The sequence below is a fragment of the Collimonas sp. GW821-FHT02H07 genome (assembly GCF_059421505.1).
In genome coordinates this window covers 56,072-75,244 of record NZ_JBWKVC010000009.1, presented here as the reverse complement: position 1 = coordinate 75,244, position 19,173 = coordinate 56,072, and the positions used below count along the sequence as shown (strand labels likewise).

Annotated in this window: 17 protein-coding genes; 8 read left to right on the top strand and 9 right to left on the bottom strand. The window is 62.9% G+C overall.

Annotation, left to right across the window (positions count from 1 at the left end):
* The first annotated feature begins 19 nt into the window (after positions 1-19).
* The 5 genes from hutH (at position 20) to hutG (ending at position 5,710) form a co-directional block, all read left to right on the top strand.
* Complete coding sequence (hutH, locus tag AC07V8_RS15265) at positions 20-1,567, top strand: histidine ammonia-lyase (protein WP_494679209.1); 1,548 nt, start codon at positions 20-22, stop codon at positions 1,565-1,567.
* A 71-nt stretch (positions 1,568-1,638) separates the two neighbouring features.
* Entirely contained in the window at positions 1,639-2,208 is a 570-nt protein-coding gene (locus AC07V8_RS15260; RefSeq protein ID WP_494679210.1) for a HutD/Ves family protein, read from the top strand.
* Positions 2,209-2,225: 17 nt separating this feature from the next.
* The gene (gene hutI / locus AC07V8_RS15255) at positions 2,226-3,494 is read left to right on the top strand and encodes an imidazolonepropionase (RefSeq protein WP_494679211.1); all 1,269 of its coding nucleotides are present in this window, start codon (positions 2,226-2,228) and stop codon (positions 3,492-3,494) included.
* Positions 3,491-4,888: a formimidoylglutamate deiminase gene (locus AC07V8_RS15250; protein WP_494679212.1), complete on the top strand. Its 1,398-nt coding sequence runs from the start codon at positions 3,491-3,493 to the stop codon at positions 4,886-4,888. The genes hutI and AC07V8_RS15250 overlap by 4 nt, the downstream gene beginning before the upstream one ends.
* Before the next feature lie 18 nt (positions 4,889-4,906).
* Positions 4,907-5,710, top strand: coding sequence for an N-formylglutamate deformylase (gene hutG, locus AC07V8_RS15245; RefSeq protein ID WP_494679213.1), 804 nt, complete (start codon positions 4,907-4,909; stop codon positions 5,708-5,710).
* 41 nt (positions 5,711-5,751) lie between these two features.
* On the opposite strand, the gene cls is transcribed toward hutG, so the two are convergent.
* Positions 5,752-7,092 (bottom strand): cardiolipin synthase, encoded by a 1,341-nt coding sequence (gene cls, locus AC07V8_RS15240; RefSeq protein WP_494679214.1) that lies wholly within the window; start codon positions 7,090-7,092, stop codon positions 5,752-5,754.
* An 83-nt stretch (positions 7,093-7,175) separates the two neighbouring features.
* Positions 7,176-9,320 (bottom strand): site-specific recombinase, encoded by a 2,145-nt coding sequence (locus AC07V8_RS15235; protein ID WP_494679215.1) that lies wholly within the window; start codon positions 9,318-9,320, stop codon positions 7,176-7,178.
* Between the two features lie 114 nt (positions 9,321-9,434).
* Between AC07V8_RS15235 and aroQ the strand changes: the two genes are divergently transcribed.
* On the top strand, positions 9,435-10,010 hold the full coding sequence (gene aroQ / locus AC07V8_RS15230; RefSeq protein ID WP_494679216.1) for a gamma subclass chorismate mutase AroQ: 576 nt from the start codon (positions 9,435-9,437) through the stop codon (positions 10,008-10,010).
* A 33-nt stretch (positions 10,011-10,043) separates the two neighbouring features.
* Here the strand turns inward: aroQ and AC07V8_RS15225 are convergent, their stop codons facing one another.
* The 3 genes from AC07V8_RS15225 to AC07V8_RS15215 form a co-directional block, all read right to left on the bottom strand.
* Positions 10,044-11,141 carry a patatin-like phospholipase family protein gene (locus tag AC07V8_RS15225; RefSeq protein WP_494679217.1) on the bottom strand — a complete coding sequence of 366 codons (1,098 nt, stop codon included), beginning with the start codon at positions 11,139-11,141 and terminating at the stop codon, positions 10,044-10,046.
* A 53-nt stretch (positions 11,142-11,194) separates the two neighbouring features.
* Positions 11,195-11,815 carry a hypothetical protein gene (locus AC07V8_RS15220; protein ID WP_494679218.1) on the bottom strand — a complete coding sequence of 207 codons (621 nt, stop codon included), beginning with the start codon at positions 11,813-11,815 and terminating at the stop codon, positions 11,195-11,197.
* 90 nt (positions 11,816-11,905) lie between these two features.
* Positions 11,906-12,349 carry a CHRD domain-containing protein gene (locus tag AC07V8_RS15215; protein WP_494679219.1) on the bottom strand — a complete coding sequence of 148 codons (444 nt, stop codon included), beginning with the start codon at positions 12,347-12,349 and terminating at the stop codon, positions 11,906-11,908.
* 195 nt (positions 12,350-12,544) lie between these two features.
* Here AC07V8_RS15215 and AC07V8_RS15210 point away from each other — a divergent pair, with 195 nt between their 5' ends.
* Together AC07V8_RS15210 and AC07V8_RS15205 are read left to right on the top strand one after the other, a co-directional pair.
* Positions 12,545-12,856: a double zinc ribbon domain-containing protein gene (locus AC07V8_RS15210; RefSeq protein ID WP_494679220.1), complete on the top strand. Its 312-nt coding sequence runs from the start codon at positions 12,545-12,547 to the stop codon at positions 12,854-12,856.
* Between the two features lie 42 nt (positions 12,857-12,898).
* A complete protein-coding gene (locus AC07V8_RS15205) occupies positions 12,899-13,849 on the top strand; it encodes a cation diffusion facilitator family transporter (protein ID WP_494679221.1) in 951 nt (316 codons plus the stop codon).
* Between the two features lie 47 nt (positions 13,850-13,896).
* On the opposite strand, the gene AC07V8_RS15200 is transcribed toward AC07V8_RS15205, so the two are convergent.
* The 4 genes from AC07V8_RS15200 to AC07V8_RS15185 form a co-directional block, all read right to left on the bottom strand.
* On the bottom strand, positions 13,897-14,910 hold the full coding sequence (locus AC07V8_RS15200) for a GGDEF domain-containing response regulator (protein WP_494679222.1): 1,014 nt from the start codon (positions 14,908-14,910) through the stop codon (positions 13,897-13,899).
* Between the two features lie 68 nt (positions 14,911-14,978).
* Positions 14,979-16,043, bottom strand: a complete 1,065-nt coding sequence (locus AC07V8_RS15195) for a chemotaxis response regulator protein-glutamate methylesterase (protein WP_494679223.1) — start codon at positions 16,041-16,043, stop codon at positions 14,979-14,981.
* A gap of 137 nt (positions 16,044-16,180) precedes the next feature.
* On the bottom strand, positions 16,181-18,445 hold the full coding sequence (locus AC07V8_RS15190; RefSeq protein WP_494679224.1) for a hybrid sensor histidine kinase/response regulator: 2,265 nt from the start codon (positions 18,443-18,445) through the stop codon (positions 16,181-16,183).
* Entirely contained in the window at positions 18,442-19,134 is a 693-nt protein-coding gene (locus AC07V8_RS15185; protein ID WP_494679225.1) for a chemotaxis protein CheW, read from the bottom strand. The genes AC07V8_RS15190 and AC07V8_RS15185 overlap by 4 nt, the downstream gene beginning before the upstream one ends.
* Positions 19,135-19,173: the final 39 nt, after the last annotated feature.

Sequence of the window (19,173 nt, the reverse complement as noted above, 5' to 3'; positions counted from 1 at the left end):
ATACGCTAATCTGAAAGAAATGAATATGAAAACATCGTTGACTCTGCAACCAGGAAAAATGACTCTGGCAGAGATCCGCAGCATCTGGGCCGCGGCCGTGCCGCTGGCCTTGCCGCCATCCGCTTACGACGCCATCAATGCCTCCGCCGCTACCGTGGCGCGCATCGTCGAGCGCGGCGATGCCGCCTACGGCATCAATACCGGTTTCGGCAAACTGGCCAAGACCCGTATTCCGGACGAACAGCTGGAACTGCTGCAGCGTAACCTGATCCTCTCGCATTCGGTCGGCACCGGCGACCTCATCGACGACGGCGCCGTGCGCCTGATCCTGGCCATGAAAATCGCCAGCCTGGCGCGCGGCTTTTCCGGCATCCGCGCGCAAGTCATCGATACCTTGCTGGCGATCTACAACGCCGGCATCATGCCTTGCATCCCGGTCAAGGGTTCGGTCGGCGCCTCAGGCGACCTGGCGCCGCTGTCGCACATGACACTGGCGATCCTGGGCGAAGGCCAGGTAAGGGTCGATGGCAAACTGGTTGACGCCAAGGAAGCGCTGGCCAAGGCCGGCATCGCGCCTATCGTGCTGGCGGCCAAGGAAGGCCTGGCGCTGATCAACGGCACCCAGGTGTCGACCGCGCTGACCCTGAACGGCCTGTTCCTGGCCGAGCGCGTGCTGGAAGCAGCCACCGTCACCGGCGCGCTGGCAGTGGATGCGGCGCGCGGCAGCGATGCCCCGTTTGATCCGCGCGTGCATGAAGTGCGCGGCCAGCCGGGCCAGATCGCCACGGCCAAGATCTATCGCCAGCTGCTGAGCGGCAGCGCGATCCGGCAATCGCATCTGGTCAACGACGAGCGCGTGCAAGATCCGTACAGCTTGCGTTGCCAGCCGCAGGTGATGGGCGCTTGCGTCGACATCATCAGCAACGCCGCGCGCACTTTGCTGATCGAAGCCAATGCCGTGACCGACAATCCGCTGATCTATGCCGAGCGCGATGAGGTCATCTCCGGCGGCAATTTCCACGCCGAGCCGGTGGCCTTCGCGGCCGATACGCTGGCGCTGGCGATTGCCGAGATCGGCGCCTTGTCGGAGCGCCGCATCGCACTGCTGATCGATTCTTCGCTATCCGGCCTGCCACCGTTCCTGGTGCAGTCTTCAGGCCTCAATTCCGGCTTCATGATCGCCCACGTGACGGCAGCCGCGCTGGCGTCCGAGAACAAGGCGCTGGCGCATCCGGCCAGCGTCGACAGCCTGCCGACTTCCGCCAACCAGGAAGACCACGTCAGCATGGCGACCTTCGCCGGCCGCCGCCTGCATGAAATGGCGCACAATACAGCTACCATCGTGGCGATTGAGTTGCTGGCGGCAGCGCAGGGCGTCGACTGCCATCAGCCGCTGGCCACCTCGCCCATGCTGACCCAGGTGCACCAGCGTTTGCGCCAGCAGGTCGCGTTTTACGATAAGGACCGTTTCTTCGCGCCGGATATCGAAGCCGCCAAGCAGCTGGTGCTGCAAGGCGCGGTGAGCGATAGCTGCAAGAGCTTGTTTGCCGAGTTGTACAGCCGTTAAGCAAGACCCGGTCTGGGCCGGGCAGCTTTAATCCGCCCCGGAATGTGTCAATGAGTTTGTAGAGCGAGCCAATGAAACTGATTGAGTTTGAAGACTTGCCGGCCACGCCGTGGAAAAACGGCGGCGGCGTGACGCGTGAGCTGTATTGCCAGCCGCCGGGAGCGTCGTTCGACAACTTCTTGTGGCGGGTGAGCATCGCCGACGTCAGCCAGTCAGGCGCCTTTTCCAGCTTTGCCGGCGTCGACCGGATAATCACCCTGCTGGACGGCGAAGGCATGAACCTGGTGTCCGACAGCGGCAATCACGTGTTGCTGTCGCGCCTGCAGCCGCATCGCTTTCGTGGCGAAGACAAGATCAGCGCGCAGCTGGCCGGCGGCGCCTGCCGCGATTTCAACCTGATGCTGAGGCGTGGCGCGGCCGCCGGCGAAGTGCAGGCGTGGTCCGTCGACCAGGACCTGGAGCAGGGCTGCAACCTGCTGTTTTGCGTGCAAGGCCGCTGGGATGTGCTGACGCAGGATGGCGAGCACGGCACCCTGGAGCCGCGCCAGAGTCTGGCATGGGATGACCGGCCGGGCAAGATGGCGCTGCGTTCCCTGAGCGCCGGCAGCGTCCTGATCGGCGTCAACGTCAATCTGAAATAGTGCAATAGGAAAATAGCATGGCGCATAGTCAATACGAGCAAGCCGATGGCATCTGGACCAACGCCAGGATCGCGCCCGCCGGCGATCCGGCGCAAGTCATCCTGGACGGCGCCATGGTAGTGCGCGGCGGTTTGATTGCCTGGCTCGGCAAGGCGGCCGAATTGCCGGCCGCATACAGTAACGAAAATCTGGCGCGGCACGACGCCGGCAACCGCTGGATCACGCCCGGTCTGATCGATTGCCATACCCATCTGGTGTATGGCGGCAACCGCGCCGATGAATTCGCCTTGCGGCTGGCAGGCGCCAGCTATGAGGAAATCGCGCGCAGCGGCGGCGGCATCGTCTCGACCGTGCGGGCGACGCGGGCGGCGGACGAGGACAGTCTGTTCCTGCAGTCCGCACGACGGCTGGAAGCCTTGCTGGCGGAGGGCGTGACCACAGTTGAAATTAAATCCGGCTATGGCCTGGACCTGGCCAGCGAGCGCAAGATGCTGCGCGTGGCGCGCCGTCTCGGCGAGCGCTATCCGGTCACGGTGTACACCACTTTTCTCGGCGCCCATGCCCTGCCGCCGGAATACCAGGGCCGCGCCGACGACTACATCACGCTGGTGTGCGAAGAAATGCTGCCGGCCCTGCATGCCGAAGGCCTGGTCGATGCGGTCGACGTATTTTGCGAAAATATCGGCTTTTCAGTGGCGCAGAGCGAACGCGTGTTCGCAGCCGCCGCCAGGCTTGGGCTGCCGGTAAAAATGCATGCCGACCAGCTCTCGAATATCGGCGCCACCCGACTGGCGACGCGCTTCAAGGCCTTGTCGGCGGACCACCTGGAACATCTGAACGAAGCCGATGTGCTGGCGATGAAGGAAAGCGGCACGGTGGCCGTGCTGCTGCCCGGCGCCTATTACTTCATCCGCGAAACCAGACAGCCGCCGCTGGAGCTGCTGCGCCGTCACGGCATACCGATGGCGATTTCCACCGACAGCAACCCCGGCACTTCGCCGACCACCTCCTTGCTGCTGATGCTGAACATGGCATGCACGCTGTTCCGCATGACCACGGCGGAAGCCTTGCTGGGCGTCACCAGCCACGCCGCGCTGGCGCTGGGCCAGGCCGGCAGGCACGGCTTGCTGGCGGCAGGGCGCAGCGCCGACTTTGTGCTGTGGGACGTGGCATCATTGGCCGAACTGGCCTACTGGTCGGGACTGAATCCGTGTCACACCATCGTTCGCGGCGGCCGCTTCAGTCCGGCTGCGCCGCAGGGAGTAGATCAAGGAGCTTATCCATGAAACCCGTCATCAGAGAATTGATCGCCGACCGCGCCTTGCTGCCGGACGGCTGGCGCAGCAACGTCTTGCTGGAATGGGACGAGCAGGGCATCCTCACGGCGGTGCGCCCTGACGCCGAAACCCTGGCGCTGGCGCCGCGCGCCGCCGCCACGGTACTGCCCGGCATCGTCAACCTGCACTCGCATGCGTTCCAGCGCGCCATGGCCGGACTCACCGAATACCGCTCCGATCCGAGCGACAGTTTCTGGAGCTGGCGCACCTTGATGTACCAGTTTGCCGGCAAGCTGTCGCCGGCCGACCTGAAGGCGGTGGCGCTGCAACTGTATATTGAAATGCTGCAGGCCGGCTATACCTCGGTATGCGAATTCCACTACCTGCATCACGACCGCGACGGCAAGCCGTACGCCAATCCGACCGAAAACCTGGCGTGCCTGATCGAGGCCGCGCAGGAAGCCGGCATCGGCCTGACCTTGCTGCCGGTGATGTACCAGTACAGCGGCTTCGGCGCCCAGGCGCCGCATGCCGGACAGGCGCGTTTCATCAATTCGCCGCAATGGATGATGGCGGCCCTGCAGCGGCTGCAGGCCGACCATCCGCAGCATGCCGGCTTGCGCTACGGCGTCGCGCCGCATTCGCTGCGCGCGGTGTCGCCGCAATCGTTGCAGCAGCTGCTGGCTGAACTCAGGCAATGGGATGCGCAGGCGCCGGTGCATATCCACATCGCCGAGCAGCGCAAGGAGGTGGAGGATTGCAGCGCCGCCCTGGGCGCGCCGCCGGTGGCCTGGCTGCTGGATAACATGGAGGTCGATCGTCACTGGTGCCTGGTGCATGCTACGCACATGACGGCGGCGGAAACCCTTGGATTGGCGCGCAGCGGTGCTGTCGCCGGGATTTGCCCGACGACCGAGGCCAACCTGGGCGACGGCATTTTCAACGGCGTCGAGTATGCGGCTGCGCATGGCGCCTGGGGCGTCGGTTCGGACAGCCATGTCAGCACCAGCCTGAGCGAAGAACTGCGCCTGTACGAATACAGCCAGCGCCTGCAGCATCGCCAGCGCAATATGCTGGCCGATGACCAGGGCGCTTCGGTCGGCTCGTATTTGTACCGCAAGGCCTTGCACGGCGGCGCTGCCGCCAGCGGCCGCCAGGTGGCGGGGCTGCAGGTGGGGCAGCGCGCAGACCTGCTGGTGCTGGACCAGCAGCATGCGGACCTGGAAGGCAAGCATGGCGACCAGCTGCTCGACAGCTTCGTGTTTTCCCATCATGGGCAAACGCCGGTGCGGGATGTCATGGTGGGCGGCCATTGGGTCATCAATGACCGCAAGCATCGCCTGCAAGACGCCAGCCTTGCTGCTTATGCGGGAAGCATGAAGAGATTGTTGGCTTTAACCTGAAAAATTCTACCGAGTTCAATGATGGAAAAATTCCTGTTTCATCGCGGCAGCCTGCCGCTGCTGGTCTCGATGCCGCATGCGGGGGAGCATATTCCGGACGATATCCGGGCCGGCATGAGCGCGCCGGCGCAGGATCTCGCCGACACCGACTGGCACCTGCCGCAGCTGTACAGCTTCCTGCAGGAACTCGGCGCCTCGGTGCTGGTGGCCACCCATTCGCGCTATGTGATCGATCTCAACCGCCCGCGCGACAATGTGAATCTCTATCCCGGTCAGGATACGACCGGCTTGTGTCCGGTCGATACCTTCCACAAAGAGCCCTTGTACCAGCCGGGCAAGAATCCCGGCGACGCAGAAATACAGCGCCGCATCGAGCTCTACTGGCAGCCTTATCATCAGCAGCTGGAGCAGGAACTGCAGCGCATGCGCGCCGAACACGGCATCGCCATGCTGTGGGATGCGCATTCCATCGCTTCGGTGGTGCCGCGCTTTTTCGAGGGACGGCTGCCGGACCTGAACCTGGGCACGGCCTCAGGCACTTCCTGTGCGCCGGAACTGGAGCAGCAGCTGCTGCAGGTTGCGGCCCGGGCAGATGGCTATAGCCATGCCTTGAACGGCCGTTTCAAGGGCGGCCATATCACGCGCCATTACGGCAAGCCGCAAGACAACATCCATGCGGTCCAGCTGGAGCAGGCGCAAATCACTTATATGGAAGAGCAGCTGCCGTTTGCCTTCGACCCGCAGCGGGCGGCCCAGGTGCAACCCGTGTTGCGCCGTTTCATGGACGTGATGCTGGCATGGGCCGCCACGCATCGCGCCTGAGTCGCGTCTAAACCGGCGTCTAAACTAGCGTCTAAGCTGATCTACAGCCAGTAGCCCAGCGAGCGCGCCGCCCATTCCTTGACGCGGTCGGAAAACGGCCGCTGCCGCCATTGTTCCAGCGTGATTTGCTGCGAGCCGCGCACGTCCTCGCGGAAGGCTCTTTCCATTTCATGCCCGAACTGATCGTCGATGACAATCACGTTGGCTTCGTAGTTGTGCAGGAAGCTGCGGATATCCATGTTGGCGGAGCCGACCGTGGACCAACTGCCGTCGATGACCGCGGTCTTGGCGTGCAGCACCGAGCCCTGCAGCTGGTAGATGCGGATGCCGGCGCTCAGCAGCTGGGTATAGAAGGACTGGCCGGCATGAAATACCAGGCCGCTGTCGATCACGCTGGGCAGGATCAGGCTGACATCGACGCCGCGTCTGGCGGCGGCGATCAGCGCCTCCGCCAGCTGGCGGTCGGGCGCGAAGTAGGGCGTGGTGATATGGATGCTGTTGCGGGCCTGCTGTATCGCCAGGATATAGGCTTTGTACAGGCTGTAGTCGCCGTCGGGCTGGCTGCCCAGCACATGCACGGTCTTGTCGCCGGCCTGCTCCAGTGTGGGAAAATAATCCAGGTCCGGCAAATCCTCCGCATGCTGGTTGCTCCAGGTTTGCAGGAACAGCAATTGCAGCGACGCCACCGCCGGGCCTTCTATCTGCACATGGGTGTCGCGCCAGCCGACCGGGTCGGCGCTGTTCCGCATCCGTGACCGGAACAGCGAGCTGTTGGCATACGCCGCGCTGATATTGACGCCGCCGGTGAAGCCGATCTTGCCATCCACCACCAGGATCTTGCGATGGTCGCGATGATTCAGCTGCCAGCGGCCGAAGCGTTTCAAGGGATTGACCGGATTGAATTCGACCAGGCGGATGCCGGCGGCGCGCATGCGTTCAAAGAATTCGGTCGGAGTGCCTATGCTGCCGACGCTGTCATAGATGATGTTGACCTGCACGCCGGCGCGCTGCTTCTCAATCAAGATGTCGGCAAAGCGCTGGCCGAGCTGGTCCTGGTCGAAAATATAAGTTTCAAAATTGATGGTGCTCCTGGCCTGGCCGATGGCGGCGATCATTGCCGTCATGGTCTGCGGGCCGTCGAACAGCAGGCTGACCTTGTTGCCCTTGATAAGCGGACTGCCGGTGACCGCTTCTTCCATCGCCGCCAGCGTGTCCAGGCGCGCCGAGCCATTGGCGTGGCCGGCAGCCGGCGTGGCGAGCGGCGGCAGCGAAGCGCTAAGCTTGCTGACGTCGGGCAGGGTCGAGCAGGCTGCGGCCAGGAGGCACAGCAGCGCGATTGCACAAAACCGGAAAGGGCGCAGCAAGGGCAGATCATTCAACATGTAAATTCATCTCTCGCGGCGTATTCATCGTTATTGCCGTTCGGATACTACCTTGTTGCTTCGCTTTTTGCTTGAGTACATCCTCAGGCGTTGGGGCTTTTCTCGCTGTCCTCCGAGATGGGCATTCTCTTTGGCGCAATGAAGAAATCCTTGGGATTTTTCAAAAAGCGCGAGAACACCGCCTTGGCCAGGGTCCAGCCATGGCGAAAATGCACCTGGCGCGCGCGCAAGGCGACGAACAGCGCCAGCGAAAAGCTGACCCACAGGTTGACGGTGCCGATGCCAAGCACGCCGAGCACGGAAGCGACCGCCGTATGCCAGCTCATGTGATTGTCGAGGCCGACCAGCGCGGTGGCGAAGTTGGTCGCCGAAAACGTGATGTGGCGGATATCGATAGGCAGGCCGAGCATGAAGCCGATAGTGCCGATGGTGCCGAGCAGGATGCCGAAGTAGAAATTCCCCATCAGGCCGCCCAGGTTGCGCTCCAGGTATTCGCCGAACCTGGCCAGGCGCGGCTGGCCCATCAGCTTGCCCAGCCAGCGCGCGCGCGCCACCCGCTGCGCCATATGGGTGTAGAGCGCCTTGTTGTCGTAGTAGCCGGAAATCAGGCCGGCCAGGAACAGGCAGACGCCGGCGATCGCCGCATGGAACAGGGCCAGGCTGGCGAACGGATCGATGTCGTGCAGCAGGTGGGCCGCCTTGTCCGGGTTCACCAGGTGGTGGCCGAACAGCGCATGGTAGCCGAGCGCGATCAGGTAGGCCACCGGGAAGGCCAGCATCAGGTTGCCGGCCACGGCGATGAACTGGGTGCGTAGCACCTTGACGATCAGTTCCACCAGGCTGTCGATGTCGATATTGCGCCCATCCCGGCTGTGCAGGCCGGAGGCGATGCGCGAGGCGGTCATGGCCGGCTGCTTGGTGGCGACCGTGAAGTGCAGCACGTGGATCAGCATGAAGCCGACTGAGTAATTCACGCTGAACAGGAAGGCTTCCACCAGCGGCGCCGCGCGCAGGTAGGAGGCCAGGATTTTCAGCATCGACATGAAGCCGATGATGAAGCCGGCGCCGGCGGCGGAGCGGAACATGGCGCCGTATTCGCCGCGGTCTTCGGCGATATAGTGTTCGCCGGTGCGGCTGGCGTTTTCGGTGACGTTGCGCGCCAGCAGGTTGATATTGTCGGCGAACAGTTCGCGCACCGCGTACTTGCGGTTATGTCCTTCGATCAGCTCCCGTCCCAAGGCCAGCGCCTGGCTGCGCTTGGCCACGCGTTTCGCGCTGGCCTGTGCTTCCGCTTCATCGCGCGGCACCGGACCTTCCGGCTTTTCGGTATTCGGCGCGCTGATGCTGACTTCGCCGACGTCGACCAGGTTGAGCAGCTTGCGCAGGCGGGCGATGCTTTGCTCCAGCCGCACCAGCAGGTAGGTGAGCGAGACGCTGCTGCCCATGCGCAGCGCATTTTTGCGGATCTTGAGGACGATGGTGTCGCACTGGTCCAGCATCACCGACAGGTGCCGGGCATCTTCCAGCGGCGGCAATTCAGCCAGCGGCACGGTGGAATCGGCGGCAGCCAGATGCTGGCGGTAACTGTTCAGGTACAGATGCAGCTCGACATTCTGCATCAGGAACGGCGATTCGAATTCGTCGATGCTGGGATACAGCCTGAGCAGCGCCGGCTCCAGGCCCATGGCGCTGATGCGGTAAGACAAGGTCTGGATCGCTTCCAGCAATTCGCCGACGGTCTTATGGCGCTCGATGGCGTCGCTGGCGGCATTGTTGTCGGCGTCGGTATAGGGCGCGGCCTGGCTCAGCAGGTCGAACAGGCTGAACCAGTCCTCGCTGGGGACGGCATTGATCCAGAGATAGTCGGTGTCGGCCGGCAGCAGGCGGTCCAGGCAGTCGCGCAGATAATTTTCGTCCAGCGCCGGCGGCAGCATGCGAAACGACAGGCGCTGGAACAGTTCGGTGAAAAAGCCGGCGTTCGGCAAGATGCCGGTGTCGGTATACAGGCTGATCTGGCGCCGCGTCGAAAACAGCCGTAGTACATAATGGCGCAAGGCGCTCGCCTGGTCCGGTTCGCCCTGCAGCAGTTGCACCAGTATCCGCACATTTTCGGCAGCTTCCGCCGCCAGTTCAGGTTTGCGCGGACGCAGGGTCTTGATCAAGGCTGCCAGATGACCTATATCGTCAGTGTTGGGGTCGGCGGCGATGAGTTTTAGTGTTGACAGCATGTAAGGTTTTATAGAATACGAAGTCGATAGTGTACGTTCAGTTTGGTTAAACCGGCTTTTGATGTGCGCGAATGTTATTCGAATATTATGTTTTTGAATGTTGAAAAAGGAAATATGAGAGTCATTGTTTGGAAGTTTCACGGCAAATTCCTTGCCTGCCTGTCATTCTTGTTGCTGCTGGCGGCCTGTCAGAGCCTGCCGCCGGCGCCGAATCCAGCCGATGCCGCGGCCGCCGACCACCTGCTGCGGCTGATCGACCAGCGCCTGGATGCCGCTCCCATGGTGGCCAAGGCTAAATGGAATTCCGGCGGCGCCATCAACGACCCGCCGCGCGAGCAACTGATCCTGGACGCCGTGACTGCGCAAGCCAGCGGCTTGGATGCGGTTTTCGTGCGGAGGTTCTTCCAGGCCCAGTTCGATGCCAGCAAGGCCTTGCAGCTCGGCTTGCATGCCCAATGGCGGCAGCAGGGCGTGGGCAAGTTCAGCGATGCTCCCGACCTTGGACGCGATGTGCGGCCGCTGCTGGACCGGCTGACGCCGCAGCTGATTGCTTCATTGCGCCAGTTGCAGCCGCTGCTGGCCGAGCCGGGCATGCGCGCTTATATCGAAGCCCGTTCGGCCGTGCTGGTGCGGGCTGATTTCGACGGCTTGCCGCGCCGCATGGCGGTGGCGGGGCTGTTCGCCAACTAGTCAATTGGTGGATCAACGGATCAGCGCCGGCCCTCATGGGGCAGGACGATCCCTGTTATGCCTGGTGGCATGGCGCATATGCTGCCGGTAGTTGGCTGAAGGATTTGCAAAAGCTTCCATGCCGCGCTGGTAACCATACTGCCATTGGGCTTCCACATCTTCCAGGTAGGTTTCGTAGCGGGCCGGCATCAGCAGGCTGAAACGGTTCTTGGTCCAGGATATCTTCATTTGCATGCCGCGCTTGTCGAACCGGCTGTCGACATCGGAAGCATCGATCCAGGCGTCGGCGTATTGGCCATGCATGTGACGCAATCTGTGATTGCCATCGACACCCAGTACGGCGCGCCAGGCCGGGATGGCGAGCGCCTGGTTGAACGGCGCTTTCAATTCCATGATCACGCGCTGCCCCAGCCGCTGCGCCAGTTCGATAGGAAACAGATCCACCACGCCGCCCGTATAGTGCCCGCTTTCGTGCGCGTGGCAGGGGAAGTAAAACATGTCGGAAATGGATATGCGCACCGCATCGCCAATCGGCATGGCAACGTCGGTGAGCAACTCCCGGGCAATGGCGTTTTCGCCCCACATCGGATCGCTTAAGGGCGAATCCATGCCGCGCAGCAGCGCCGCAGTGCGCGGCTCGCCGAATACCACCTCTGAAAATAACTTTCGCTTGTTCCTGGGCTGCCCGACCTGATCCTTTGAAAACAGGATCTTGCCGCCGACGATGGCGACCGCGACGGCATGTCCGGACTGCTGTGCGGGCAAGGGTAGTTCGGGTGGTATGTCGAAAAAATAATCGTTGAACAGATCCGGGATCACGGGTGCTCGCCTGCTATCCAGACGGCGTTTCGCCGCATGGATGAATGCGCGTCCGATAGCAGCCTTGGGCGTGGTTCGCAAGCCGCACAGGAACTGGTACATCGCCGGCGAACTGATCCAGGCCTTGCGTTGCGCGTCGTCAGGCAGGGCTTGGATGACAGCGGCCGCGATGGCGCCGCCGCAGCTGGCCAGCAGGATGTCCGGCTTGTTATCGGTTTCAACTGCTGCTGCGTACATGCCCAGGTAGTAGCCAAAGCGAAAGCCGCCGCCTGCCATCACCATGCAGCATTGATATTGTTCGGTTCGATTCATAGGCTGGAATAGTGCATCACTTCCAGCACGTATGACAAGCGGCTTAGGCGCCGTTAGCAATGCGCCCAGAACATCCTGGTTTGCAGGTCGTCGCGTTCACGCCGCATGCGGTCGTGCACGTAGTACAGCTGGCGCCGATGGAGCATGCCGTTCAGCCAGTCGAGGCGGCGTCCCAGGGCCGGGCAGTCGACGGTCGGTTCGGTGCTGATAGAAGTGACGGGTTCGATCACGCCGCCCGCCGGCGCAGCCTGCGCCAGTGCCGGCGGCGGCTGGCGAAAAGTCTTTTCAACCGTGGCCCGGTCGTAGCCGGGAATCACCGCGTTATCGGTAATCTGCAGCGGCTTGGCCTTGCTGCCTTGGGGGCAGCCTTTGTCGGTGTAGACGATCTTGCCGTCGACATTGCATTTGGCGATAGTGTTGCCGCTTTCCGCCGGCGGCGCGGCGGCGATCAACGGCAATGGCGATGGAGCGCTGGCGGCAAGGGGTGCTGCCGCCGGCGCTGTCGGCGCGGCTGCCTGCGCCGTGGTGTCGGCGGTGCCGCTTGCGCTGGACCGACTGGCGGCAGGGGGCTTGCCGCCGACTGGCGCGCGCGAGCGGTCGATTGCGTACAAGGCGGCGCTGAGCAGGGCGATGGCAAACAGGAATACAGCAAAAATCCTGGCGATTGGATGCATGGCTTGGTTCAAAGAATTAATTGGGCCGCGCTTGCTGCCATGTGGCGCCGGCAGCAAGCGCGTGGCGGGTCGTGCGCTCAGGCGCCAGGATCAAGGCAGCAGCTGGCCGCGGATCTCGCCGCCGGGATTGGTGGCGCTGTGGACGTTGATGTACAGGTTGCCTGCCAGGTAGCTGGCGTACTGGGCGTCGGTGAACTTGGCGCCGGCCGGGACTTCCCAGGTGTCGTCGCCGACCTTGGTCAGGGGCACCAGCACGGGGCCGTTCTTGCCCAGCGCGCCCTCGTGGATATGCGCCATCTTTCCTTGTATGCCGCGGGTGTTGACGGTGCCGCTGACAGATTTATCCGCTGCGACCTTGATGGTGGCGCTGCCGCTCGCCGCCGAATTGGTCGGCGGTACTTCGTGTCCGCCATCCAGGGTCACTTCGCTGATGTGGCTTTGATCCGTCGACATGCTCGAACACGCTCCCAGCAACAAAGCCAGAGTGATAGAAGCGAACAACGACAGCCTTAGGGCTTTTAGCAGCTTGGTCATTTTTTTTCCTTGGTTTTGTTTTGGGGAGAAGCAACTATTAGTGTAGTCCGCTTTTGGCGCTGTGAAATATTTTATGCATCTGCTTGACCCTAAAGTAACTACAGGGTTTTTAATGAGGCCATATCAATGCAGCACCTCAATGCAGTACCTCAATGCAGTACCTCAATGCAGCATCTCAATGCGAAGGAGTATCAAATGAGTTTTCTCAAGAATTTGCTAGGCATGGGACATCACGGCGGCGGCAACCACGGCAGCGGCAACACCCCGCACCAGCAGCGCAACAAGCATCATGGCGCTTCGCAGTCGCATGGCGGCAGCCGGCAGAATGCCTGGGGAAATGCTCCGGCAGATCAGAATAACTGCGCCGGCTGCAGCACAGTCAATCCGTCCGGCGCGCGTTTTTGCCAGCAATGCGGCAATCCGCTGCCATTGAAAAACTGCAGCGGCTGCGGCGCCGCGAAAGCAGCCGGGGCGAAATTCTGCGCCAATTGCGGTACGCCGCAATAAGGCTGTACATTACATCAATGCCAACTTTCAAGGACGGTACCCATGAGCGCAGGCCATACACATGCCTTACCCAGCGGCGGCAATGAAAGATATATCTGGATTGCGCTCGGCCTGACCTCCACCTTCCTGGTGGTCGAAGTGATCGGCGGCCTGGTCACCGGCAGCCTGGCGCTGATATCCGATGCCGCCCACATGCTGACCGACACCATGGCGCTGGCGATTGCGCTGGCGGCGATCCGCATCGCCAAAAGGGCGGCCGATGCGCGCCGTACCTTTGGCTATCACCGTTTCGAAATCCTGGCGGCGGCTTTCAATGCGGTGCTACTGTTCCTGGTGGCGCTATACATTCTGTACGAGGCCTACCAGCGCTTTCGCAGCCCGGCCGAGATCCAGTCCACCGGCATGCTGGTCATCGCCACCGTCGGCCTGGTCGTCAACCTGATCAGCATGCGCCTGCTCAGCAGCGGCAAGGATGCCAGCCTTAACGTCAAAGGCGCTTATCTGGAAGTCTGGAGCGACATGCTGGGTTCGGTCGGCGTCATCGCCGGCGCCTTGCTGATCCGCTATACCGGCTGGACCTGGGTGGATTCGGCGGTCGCAGTCCTGATCGGCGTCTGGGTGCTGCCGCGCACCTGGGTGCTGTTGAAGGAAAGCGTCAACATCCTGCTGGAAGGCGTGCCGGAGGGCATGGACATAGAACAGGTGCAGGCGGCGATGCGCGCCGTGCCGGGCGTGGTGAGCGTGCATGACTTCCACCTGTGGGCCGTCACCAGCGGCAAGGCCAGCCTGACCGCGCACGTAGTTTACGATGCGGCCTATTCAGCGGAGCAGCAGTTGCTGCCGGCGCTCAAGGAAATCCTGGCCTCGCAGTTTGCGGTGTATCACACCACCTTGCAGTTCGAGACGCTGCCGTGCGCCCATACGGAGGACGGCTGCAACTACAGTGCGCCGGCAGGGCAGCATGATGAATCGCATGAACATGCGCATGGCTAGCGCCGTGCATGCATGCCGGCAGCGCAGGTCGCCCGCTCTTGCCGGATTTACTCCTGGGCGATCTCGACCCGGTTCTTGCCGCCGCGCTTGGCGCGATAGAGTGCCTGGTCGGCCGCCTCCACCAGTTTTTCCTGCGAACTGCCGCGTTGCGGCACCATGCTGGCGCCGCCGATGCTGATGGTGACACGGCCATCGTTGTTGGAAGTGGCGTGCGCAATGCCCAGTGCGTGCACCGCCGCTTGCAGCTTGTCTGCCTGAGCCTCCATGTTCTCGCGCGACATGGATGGCAGCACCAGCACAAATTCTTCGCCGCCGATGCGCGCCGCCAGGTCGGTTGGCCGCCTGGCGAAAGTGCCTATGCTTTCCGCTACCTGTTTGAGCGCGGTGTCGCCTGCCAGGTGGCCGTAGGTATCGTTGTACAGCTTGAAATCGTCAACGTCGATCATCAGCAGCGACAACGGGCTTTGCTCGCGTTCGGCGCGCTTCCATTCGGCGCCGAAATATTCGTCGAAATAGCGGCGGTTGGCGAGCCCGGTGAGGCCGTCGGAATTGGTCAGGCGCTGCAGCTCCAGATTGGTTTCCAGCAGCTGCTGCTGGCTCTGCCGCAGCGCGCGGTAGGCTTCGTCGCGTTGCAGCAGATTGACATAGGAGCGCGAGTGATAGCGGATGCGCGCCACCAGTTCGATGGTGTCGGGCAGTTTCACCAGATAGTCGTTGGCGCCGGCGGTGAACGCTGCGCTCTTGACCGCCGGGTCTTCGCGGGTCGAGAGCACGATGATAGGGACGTTGCGGGTGGCCGCATTGGCGCGATACTGGCGCACCAGGGTCAGGCCGTCGATGCCGGGCATCACCAGGTCCTGCAGGATCACCGTGGGCCGGGTTCTTTGCGCCGCTTCGATGGCTTCGTCGGGATGGGCGCAATAATGGAAGTCGATGTTGATCTGGTTGGCCAGCGCGCGCCGCACGGCTTCGCCCACCATGGCCTGGTCATCTACCAGCAGCACCATCACCGGATAGTCGTCTGGCGGCTGGTCGGTGTCGAGATTTAATTCGTTATACATGACTTGCTCCGTATCTGAACTCAGTGTTGCTATTGTTTGCTGTCGTTGCTTACGGCGACTATTTGCCGCTACTGCTTGCTGACGAGACTGACCAGCTTATCTGCAATTCGGTTGACCGGCAGGATGGCGTCGGCGGCATTGAGCTGCGCCGCCGCCTTCGGCATGCCATATACTGCGCTCGAATCGCGATCCTGGGCGATCGTGTAGTAACCCTTGTCGCGCATGGCTTTCAAGCCCAGCGCGCCATCCCGGCCCATGCCGGTCAGCAGGATGCCGATCGCCTTGCCGGCCCATGACTCCACCACGCTCTGGAAAAACACATCGATCGAAGGCCGGTACGGATAGCCGCTCGGCTGTTCGGTGTAACCCAGCTGAAACGGCCGGGTCAGGCGCAAATGGTCGTCGGTGCCGGCCAATAATACGGTGCCGGGGGTAGGGCTGTCTCCCGCCAGCGCCAGCCGCACCGGCAGTTTCGACTGGCTGCCCAGCCAGTCGGCCATGCCGGCCGCGAACTGGGCGTCGACGTGCTGCACCACCACCAGCGCCGCCGGAAAATCCGCCGGCAGCTGCGACAGCAGGGTTGCCAGCGCCGCCGGGCCGCCGGCGGAGGCGCCGATGGCGACCAGATATTTGGAATTGGGCGCCTGCGGCGACGGCTTGCGCGGCGCAGCGGCAGACCTGGCCGGGGCTGGCGCCGATGTCTCCTGGGCCGCCGCAGTCTCGGGTGCGGCCTGGCGCTGGTTGATCAGCTTTTCGATCGAATCGATCTTGGCCAGCAGGGAATTGACGCCGTTGCGCGGATGGCCGGCCAGGGTGCTCGGGGTGTCGATCGCATCCAGCGCGCCGTAGGCCATGGCGTCGTACACCGCCGAGACATTGGCGCCGACGTCGCCGGTGACCACCAGGATCGCGCACGGCGTGTGCGCCATGATGTGGCGGGTGGCGCCCACGCCATCGAGCACCGGCATCATCAGGTCCATCAGAATCAGATCCGGCACTTGCCAGGCGCACAACTCGATGGCGCGCCTGCCGTCCTCCGCAATCCAGATGATTTCGTGGTCCTGGCGCAGCGCCAGCGTGCGGCGCAGCGCTTCCACCGCAATCGGGGCATCGTTGACGATACCTATTTTCATTATCCAGGATTCCTTTGCTAAAAACGTGTGTCATCGCGCCGGTAAGGCTTGCTACTCAACAGGTAACATTGAATGACTGAAAATATACACGCGTTCATCAGGTTCTTTGGAGAAAAATAGGCGCTCAGTACCGAAAACTAGGAGCCATGGGCCTCGCCGATCAGGTCTTCGACCGCCTCCAGCAAGGTCTCGTCATGGAAGCTGGCCTTGGCCAGATAGTAGTCGGCGCCGGCTTCCAGTCCGCGCTGGCGATCTTCCTGGCGGTCCTTGTAGGAGACGATCATCACCGGAATCGCTTTCAGCTGCAGGTTGCTCTTGATCAATGTTACCAATTCGATGCCGTCCATGCGCGGCATGTCGATATCGGTGATCACCAGGTCGAACGGTTCGCTGCGCAAGGCGTTCCAGCCATCCATGCCGTCCACCGCGATCCTGACCGTATAGCCGCGGCTGCTGAGCAGCTTGCGCTCCAGTTCGCGCACGGTGAGCGAGTCGTCGACCACCAGCACCCGCTTGCTGGTCTGCAGCTGCTGCTGGCTGCCGCCATCGTGGATTTTGTCGAGCTGGCCGTGGGCGATCAGCTTGTCGACCGAATGCAGCATGTCCTCGACATCCAGTATCAATACCGGCGTGCCGTCTTCCATCAGCGCCGCCGCCGCGACATCCTTGATCTTGCCCAGCCGCGAGTCCAGCGGCTGCACCACCAGCATGTGCTCCCCCAGCAGGCGGTCGACCTGCAGGCCGTAAGTCTGGCTCATGTCGCCGATCACCACCAGCGCGATGCCGTCATCGCTAGTAGCGCTGTCGCCGCTTTGCAAGAGCTGGCTGGCGGCAACCAGGCCGATCTGCCGCTCTTCAAAGCTGAAATGCTGGCGGCCTTCGAGCAATTCGATCTGCGTCTTGTCCAGCACCATGGTGCGGTTCACATAGGCCAGCGGGAAGGCGTAGGGTTCGCCGCCGATGCTGACCAGCAGGCTGCGCACCAGCGACAAGGTCAGCGGCAGCTGCAGCTGGAAACGCATGCCGCGGCCGCTTTCGCTGAAAATCTGGATGGTGCCGCGCATGCGCTTGAGCATGTTGTGCACCACATCCAGGCCGACCCCGCGTCCCGAGATTTCGGTCACCGTGTCGCGCATGCTGAAGCCGGGCAGCAGCAGGAAGTGCAGCAATTCGGCGTCGCTCAGGCGCGCCGAGGTGGCGTGGTCGACCAGGCTGCGCGCCACGATGCTGGCGCGCAGCCGTTCAAGATCGATGCCGCCGCCGTCGTCGCTGACGGTGATCTGCAGCAGGCCGGCATGGTGGCGCGCGGTCAGGCTGATCACGCCTTCTTCGGCCTTGCCGGCCGCACGTCGCTGCGGCGCCGGCTCGATGCCGTGATCGAGCGCATTGCGCAGCAAATGCACCAGCGGCGCATCGAGTTGTTCCAGGATATCGCGGTCGACCTGGGTGGTCTCGCCGCTGATTTCCAGCCTGACCTGCTTGCCGAGACTGCGCCCGAGGTCGCGCACCATGCGGTCGTAGCCGACCACGCGATCGGCGAACGGCCGCATGCGGCAGGCCAGCGCCTGGTCGTACAGCCGTTGCGCGCGGCTGCTGTTGCGGCGCTCAAAGGATTCCAGTTCGGCCAGCCGCTCCGTCAGCATTTTCTGGCAGGCGTCGACCTGCTGCCGGGAATCTTGCAAGGTCGCGAATTGCGCGGCAGCCAGGCCGTTTTCGCGCAGCGTGTCATGCAATGCTTCCAGCGCTTGCGCTGCGCCTTGCTGCTGGCGCTTGAGGCGCAGCAAGGATTCGTTGAAGGCCGGCAGCCAGCGCGACTCCACCAGCGATTCGCCGGACAGGCTGACCAGCTGGTTCAGGTGCGCGGCGGTGACCCGCAGCATGCGGTCGGCGCTTTCGGCCTTGTCTTGTTGCTGTTGCTGCGGCAGATCACCGGCAAGCGGCAGCTCGCCGAGCGCGGCCGCCGGCGCGCTTGGCGTTGCGCGGACGCTGTCGTCGGCTTGCAGCAGGCTGTTTTGCAAGCCCTGCAGAAAGGCGTCGATTTCCTTGCGGCCATCGCCGGCTTGCCACAACGGCAGGTCTTCCGCGCTCACGGCAATCCGTTGCAGCAGATCGACGCCGCGCAGCAATTGGTCGATGCGGCGCGGGCCGAGCTGGATCTTGCCTTGTTGCGCCGAAACGAAACAATCTTCCATCACGTGGGTGACGTCGACGCCGGCCTGGATGCCGACAATCCGCGCCGCGCCCTTGATCGAGTGGGCGGCGCGCATGCAAGCCTCCAGCTCCTGCGGCGAAGCGCTGCGTTCGATCGCCAGCAGGCCGCTGCTCATCACTTGCGCCTGGGTTTCTACCTCCAGCCGGAACAGGTCCAGCATCGAGGCATCGCGCATGTCGTCGGCGTTCATGCCAGGCTCCGATCCAGCGTGTGGAACAGCAGTTCCTGGTCCAGCAGGCCGACGCTATGGCCGTTCCATTGGATCACTGCGTAGGTGAAATGGCCGGCGGCACGGGTCAGCGTGGTCGGCACCGGTTGCTGCTCGGAGACGGCGACGCGCAAGGTGCCATGCACTTCGTCGGCAGTGAAGGCGGTGGTCTGGCCGTTGCGCCTGACGATCAGCATGCGCCGCAGCAGTTCCTGGCGCGCCGCTGTCGTGCCGTCGGCGGCGACGCCCAGCATGGCTGCCAGCGAGATGCAGGTCACCAGCGCGCCGCGGATATTGGTAATGCCGAGCACGACGGCATTTTTACGATGGGGCAGGCCATGTATGCCGCGCAATTCCGTGATTTCCTCCAGCAATGCGGTGGGTAGCGCAAGCCATTCTTCGCCGATGCGGAACAGCAGCCAGGAACTGAGATCGGCTCTTTGCTCCTGCGCCGGCTCGGCCTGTTCGCTCCAGCCGTCCGTCATCTGTTCCACCTGCAAGCGATCCAGCAGCTCGGCCGCGGCGCGCGCATGCACCGGACAATTGCGGCAATCGATATGCTGCGCCAGTTTTTCGCAGGAACCGTCGCCGCGCACGCCGATGCGGTTCCAGCAATCGTCGATCACTGGCATGGCGATATCGCCGGCAGGGCGCTTTGCGGCGTTGTTCATGACAGGCAGCGCCAATGGTAGCCGCTGCGGCTAGCGGCT

What these genes read in the sequence shown, in the direction of transcription:
- AC07V8_RS15210 (WP_494679220.1), top strand. Translation starts at nt 12,545, where the DNA reads ATGAGTTTTCTCAAGAATTTGCTAGGCATGGGACATCACGGCGGCGGC.
- AC07V8_RS15215 (WP_494679219.1), bottom strand. Translation starts at nt 12,349, where the DNA reads ATGACCAAGCTGCTAAAAGCCCTAAGGCTGTCGTTGTTCGCTTCTATC.
- aroQ (WP_494679216.1), top strand. Translation starts at nt 9,435, where the DNA reads ATGAGAGTCATTGTTTGGAAGTTTCACGGCAAATTCCTTGCCTGCCTG.
- hutI (WP_494679211.1), top strand. Translation starts at nt 2,226, where the DNA reads ATGGCGCATAGTCAATACGAGCAAGCCGATGGCATCTGGACCAACGCC.
- AC07V8_RS15235 (WP_494679215.1), bottom strand. Translation starts at nt 9,320, where the DNA reads ATGCTGTCAACACTAAAACTCATCGCCGCCGACCCCAACACTGACGAT.
- AC07V8_RS15220 (WP_494679218.1), bottom strand. Translation starts at nt 11,815, where the DNA reads ATGCATCCAATCGCCAGGATTTTTGCTGTATTCCTGTTTGCCATCGCC.
- AC07V8_RS15195 (WP_494679223.1), bottom strand. Translation starts at nt 16,043, where the DNA reads ATGAAAATAGGTATCGTCAACGATGCCCCGATTGCGGTGGAAGCGCTG.
- AC07V8_RS15205 (WP_494679221.1), top strand. Translation starts at nt 12,899, where the DNA reads ATGAGCGCAGGCCATACACATGCCTTACCCAGCGGCGGCAATGAAAGA.
- AC07V8_RS15250 (WP_494679212.1), top strand. Translation starts at nt 3,491, where the DNA reads ATGAAACCCGTCATCAGAGAATTGATCGCCGACCGCGCCTTGCTGCCG.
- cls (WP_494679214.1), bottom strand. Translation starts at nt 7,092, where the DNA reads ATGTTGAATGATCTGCCCTTGCTGCGCCCTTTCCGGTTTTGTGCAATC.
- AC07V8_RS15200 (WP_494679222.1), bottom strand. Translation starts at nt 14,910, where the DNA reads ATGTATAACGAATTAAATCTCGACACCGACCAGCCGCCAGACGACTAT.
- AC07V8_RS15225 (WP_494679217.1), bottom strand. Translation starts at nt 11,141, where the DNA reads ATGAATCGAACCGAACAATATCAATGCTGCATGGTGATGGCAGGCGGC.
- hutH (WP_494679209.1), top strand. Translation starts at nt 20, where the DNA reads ATGAATATGAAAACATCGTTGACTCTGCAACCAGGAAAAATGACTCTG.
- AC07V8_RS15185 (WP_494679225.1), bottom strand. Translation starts at nt 19,134, where the DNA reads ATGAACAACGCCGCAAAGCGCCCTGCCGGCGATATCGCCATGCCAGTG.
- AC07V8_RS15260 (WP_494679210.1), top strand. Translation starts at nt 1,639, where the DNA reads ATGAAACTGATTGAGTTTGAAGACTTGCCGGCCACGCCGTGGAAAAAC.
- AC07V8_RS15190 (WP_494679224.1), bottom strand. Translation starts at nt 18,445, where the DNA reads ATGAACGCCGACGACATGCGCGATGCCTCGATGCTGGACCTGTTCCGG.
- hutG (WP_494679213.1), top strand. Translation starts at nt 4,907, where the DNA reads ATGATGGAAAAATTCCTGTTTCATCGCGGCAGCCTGCCGCTGCTGGTC.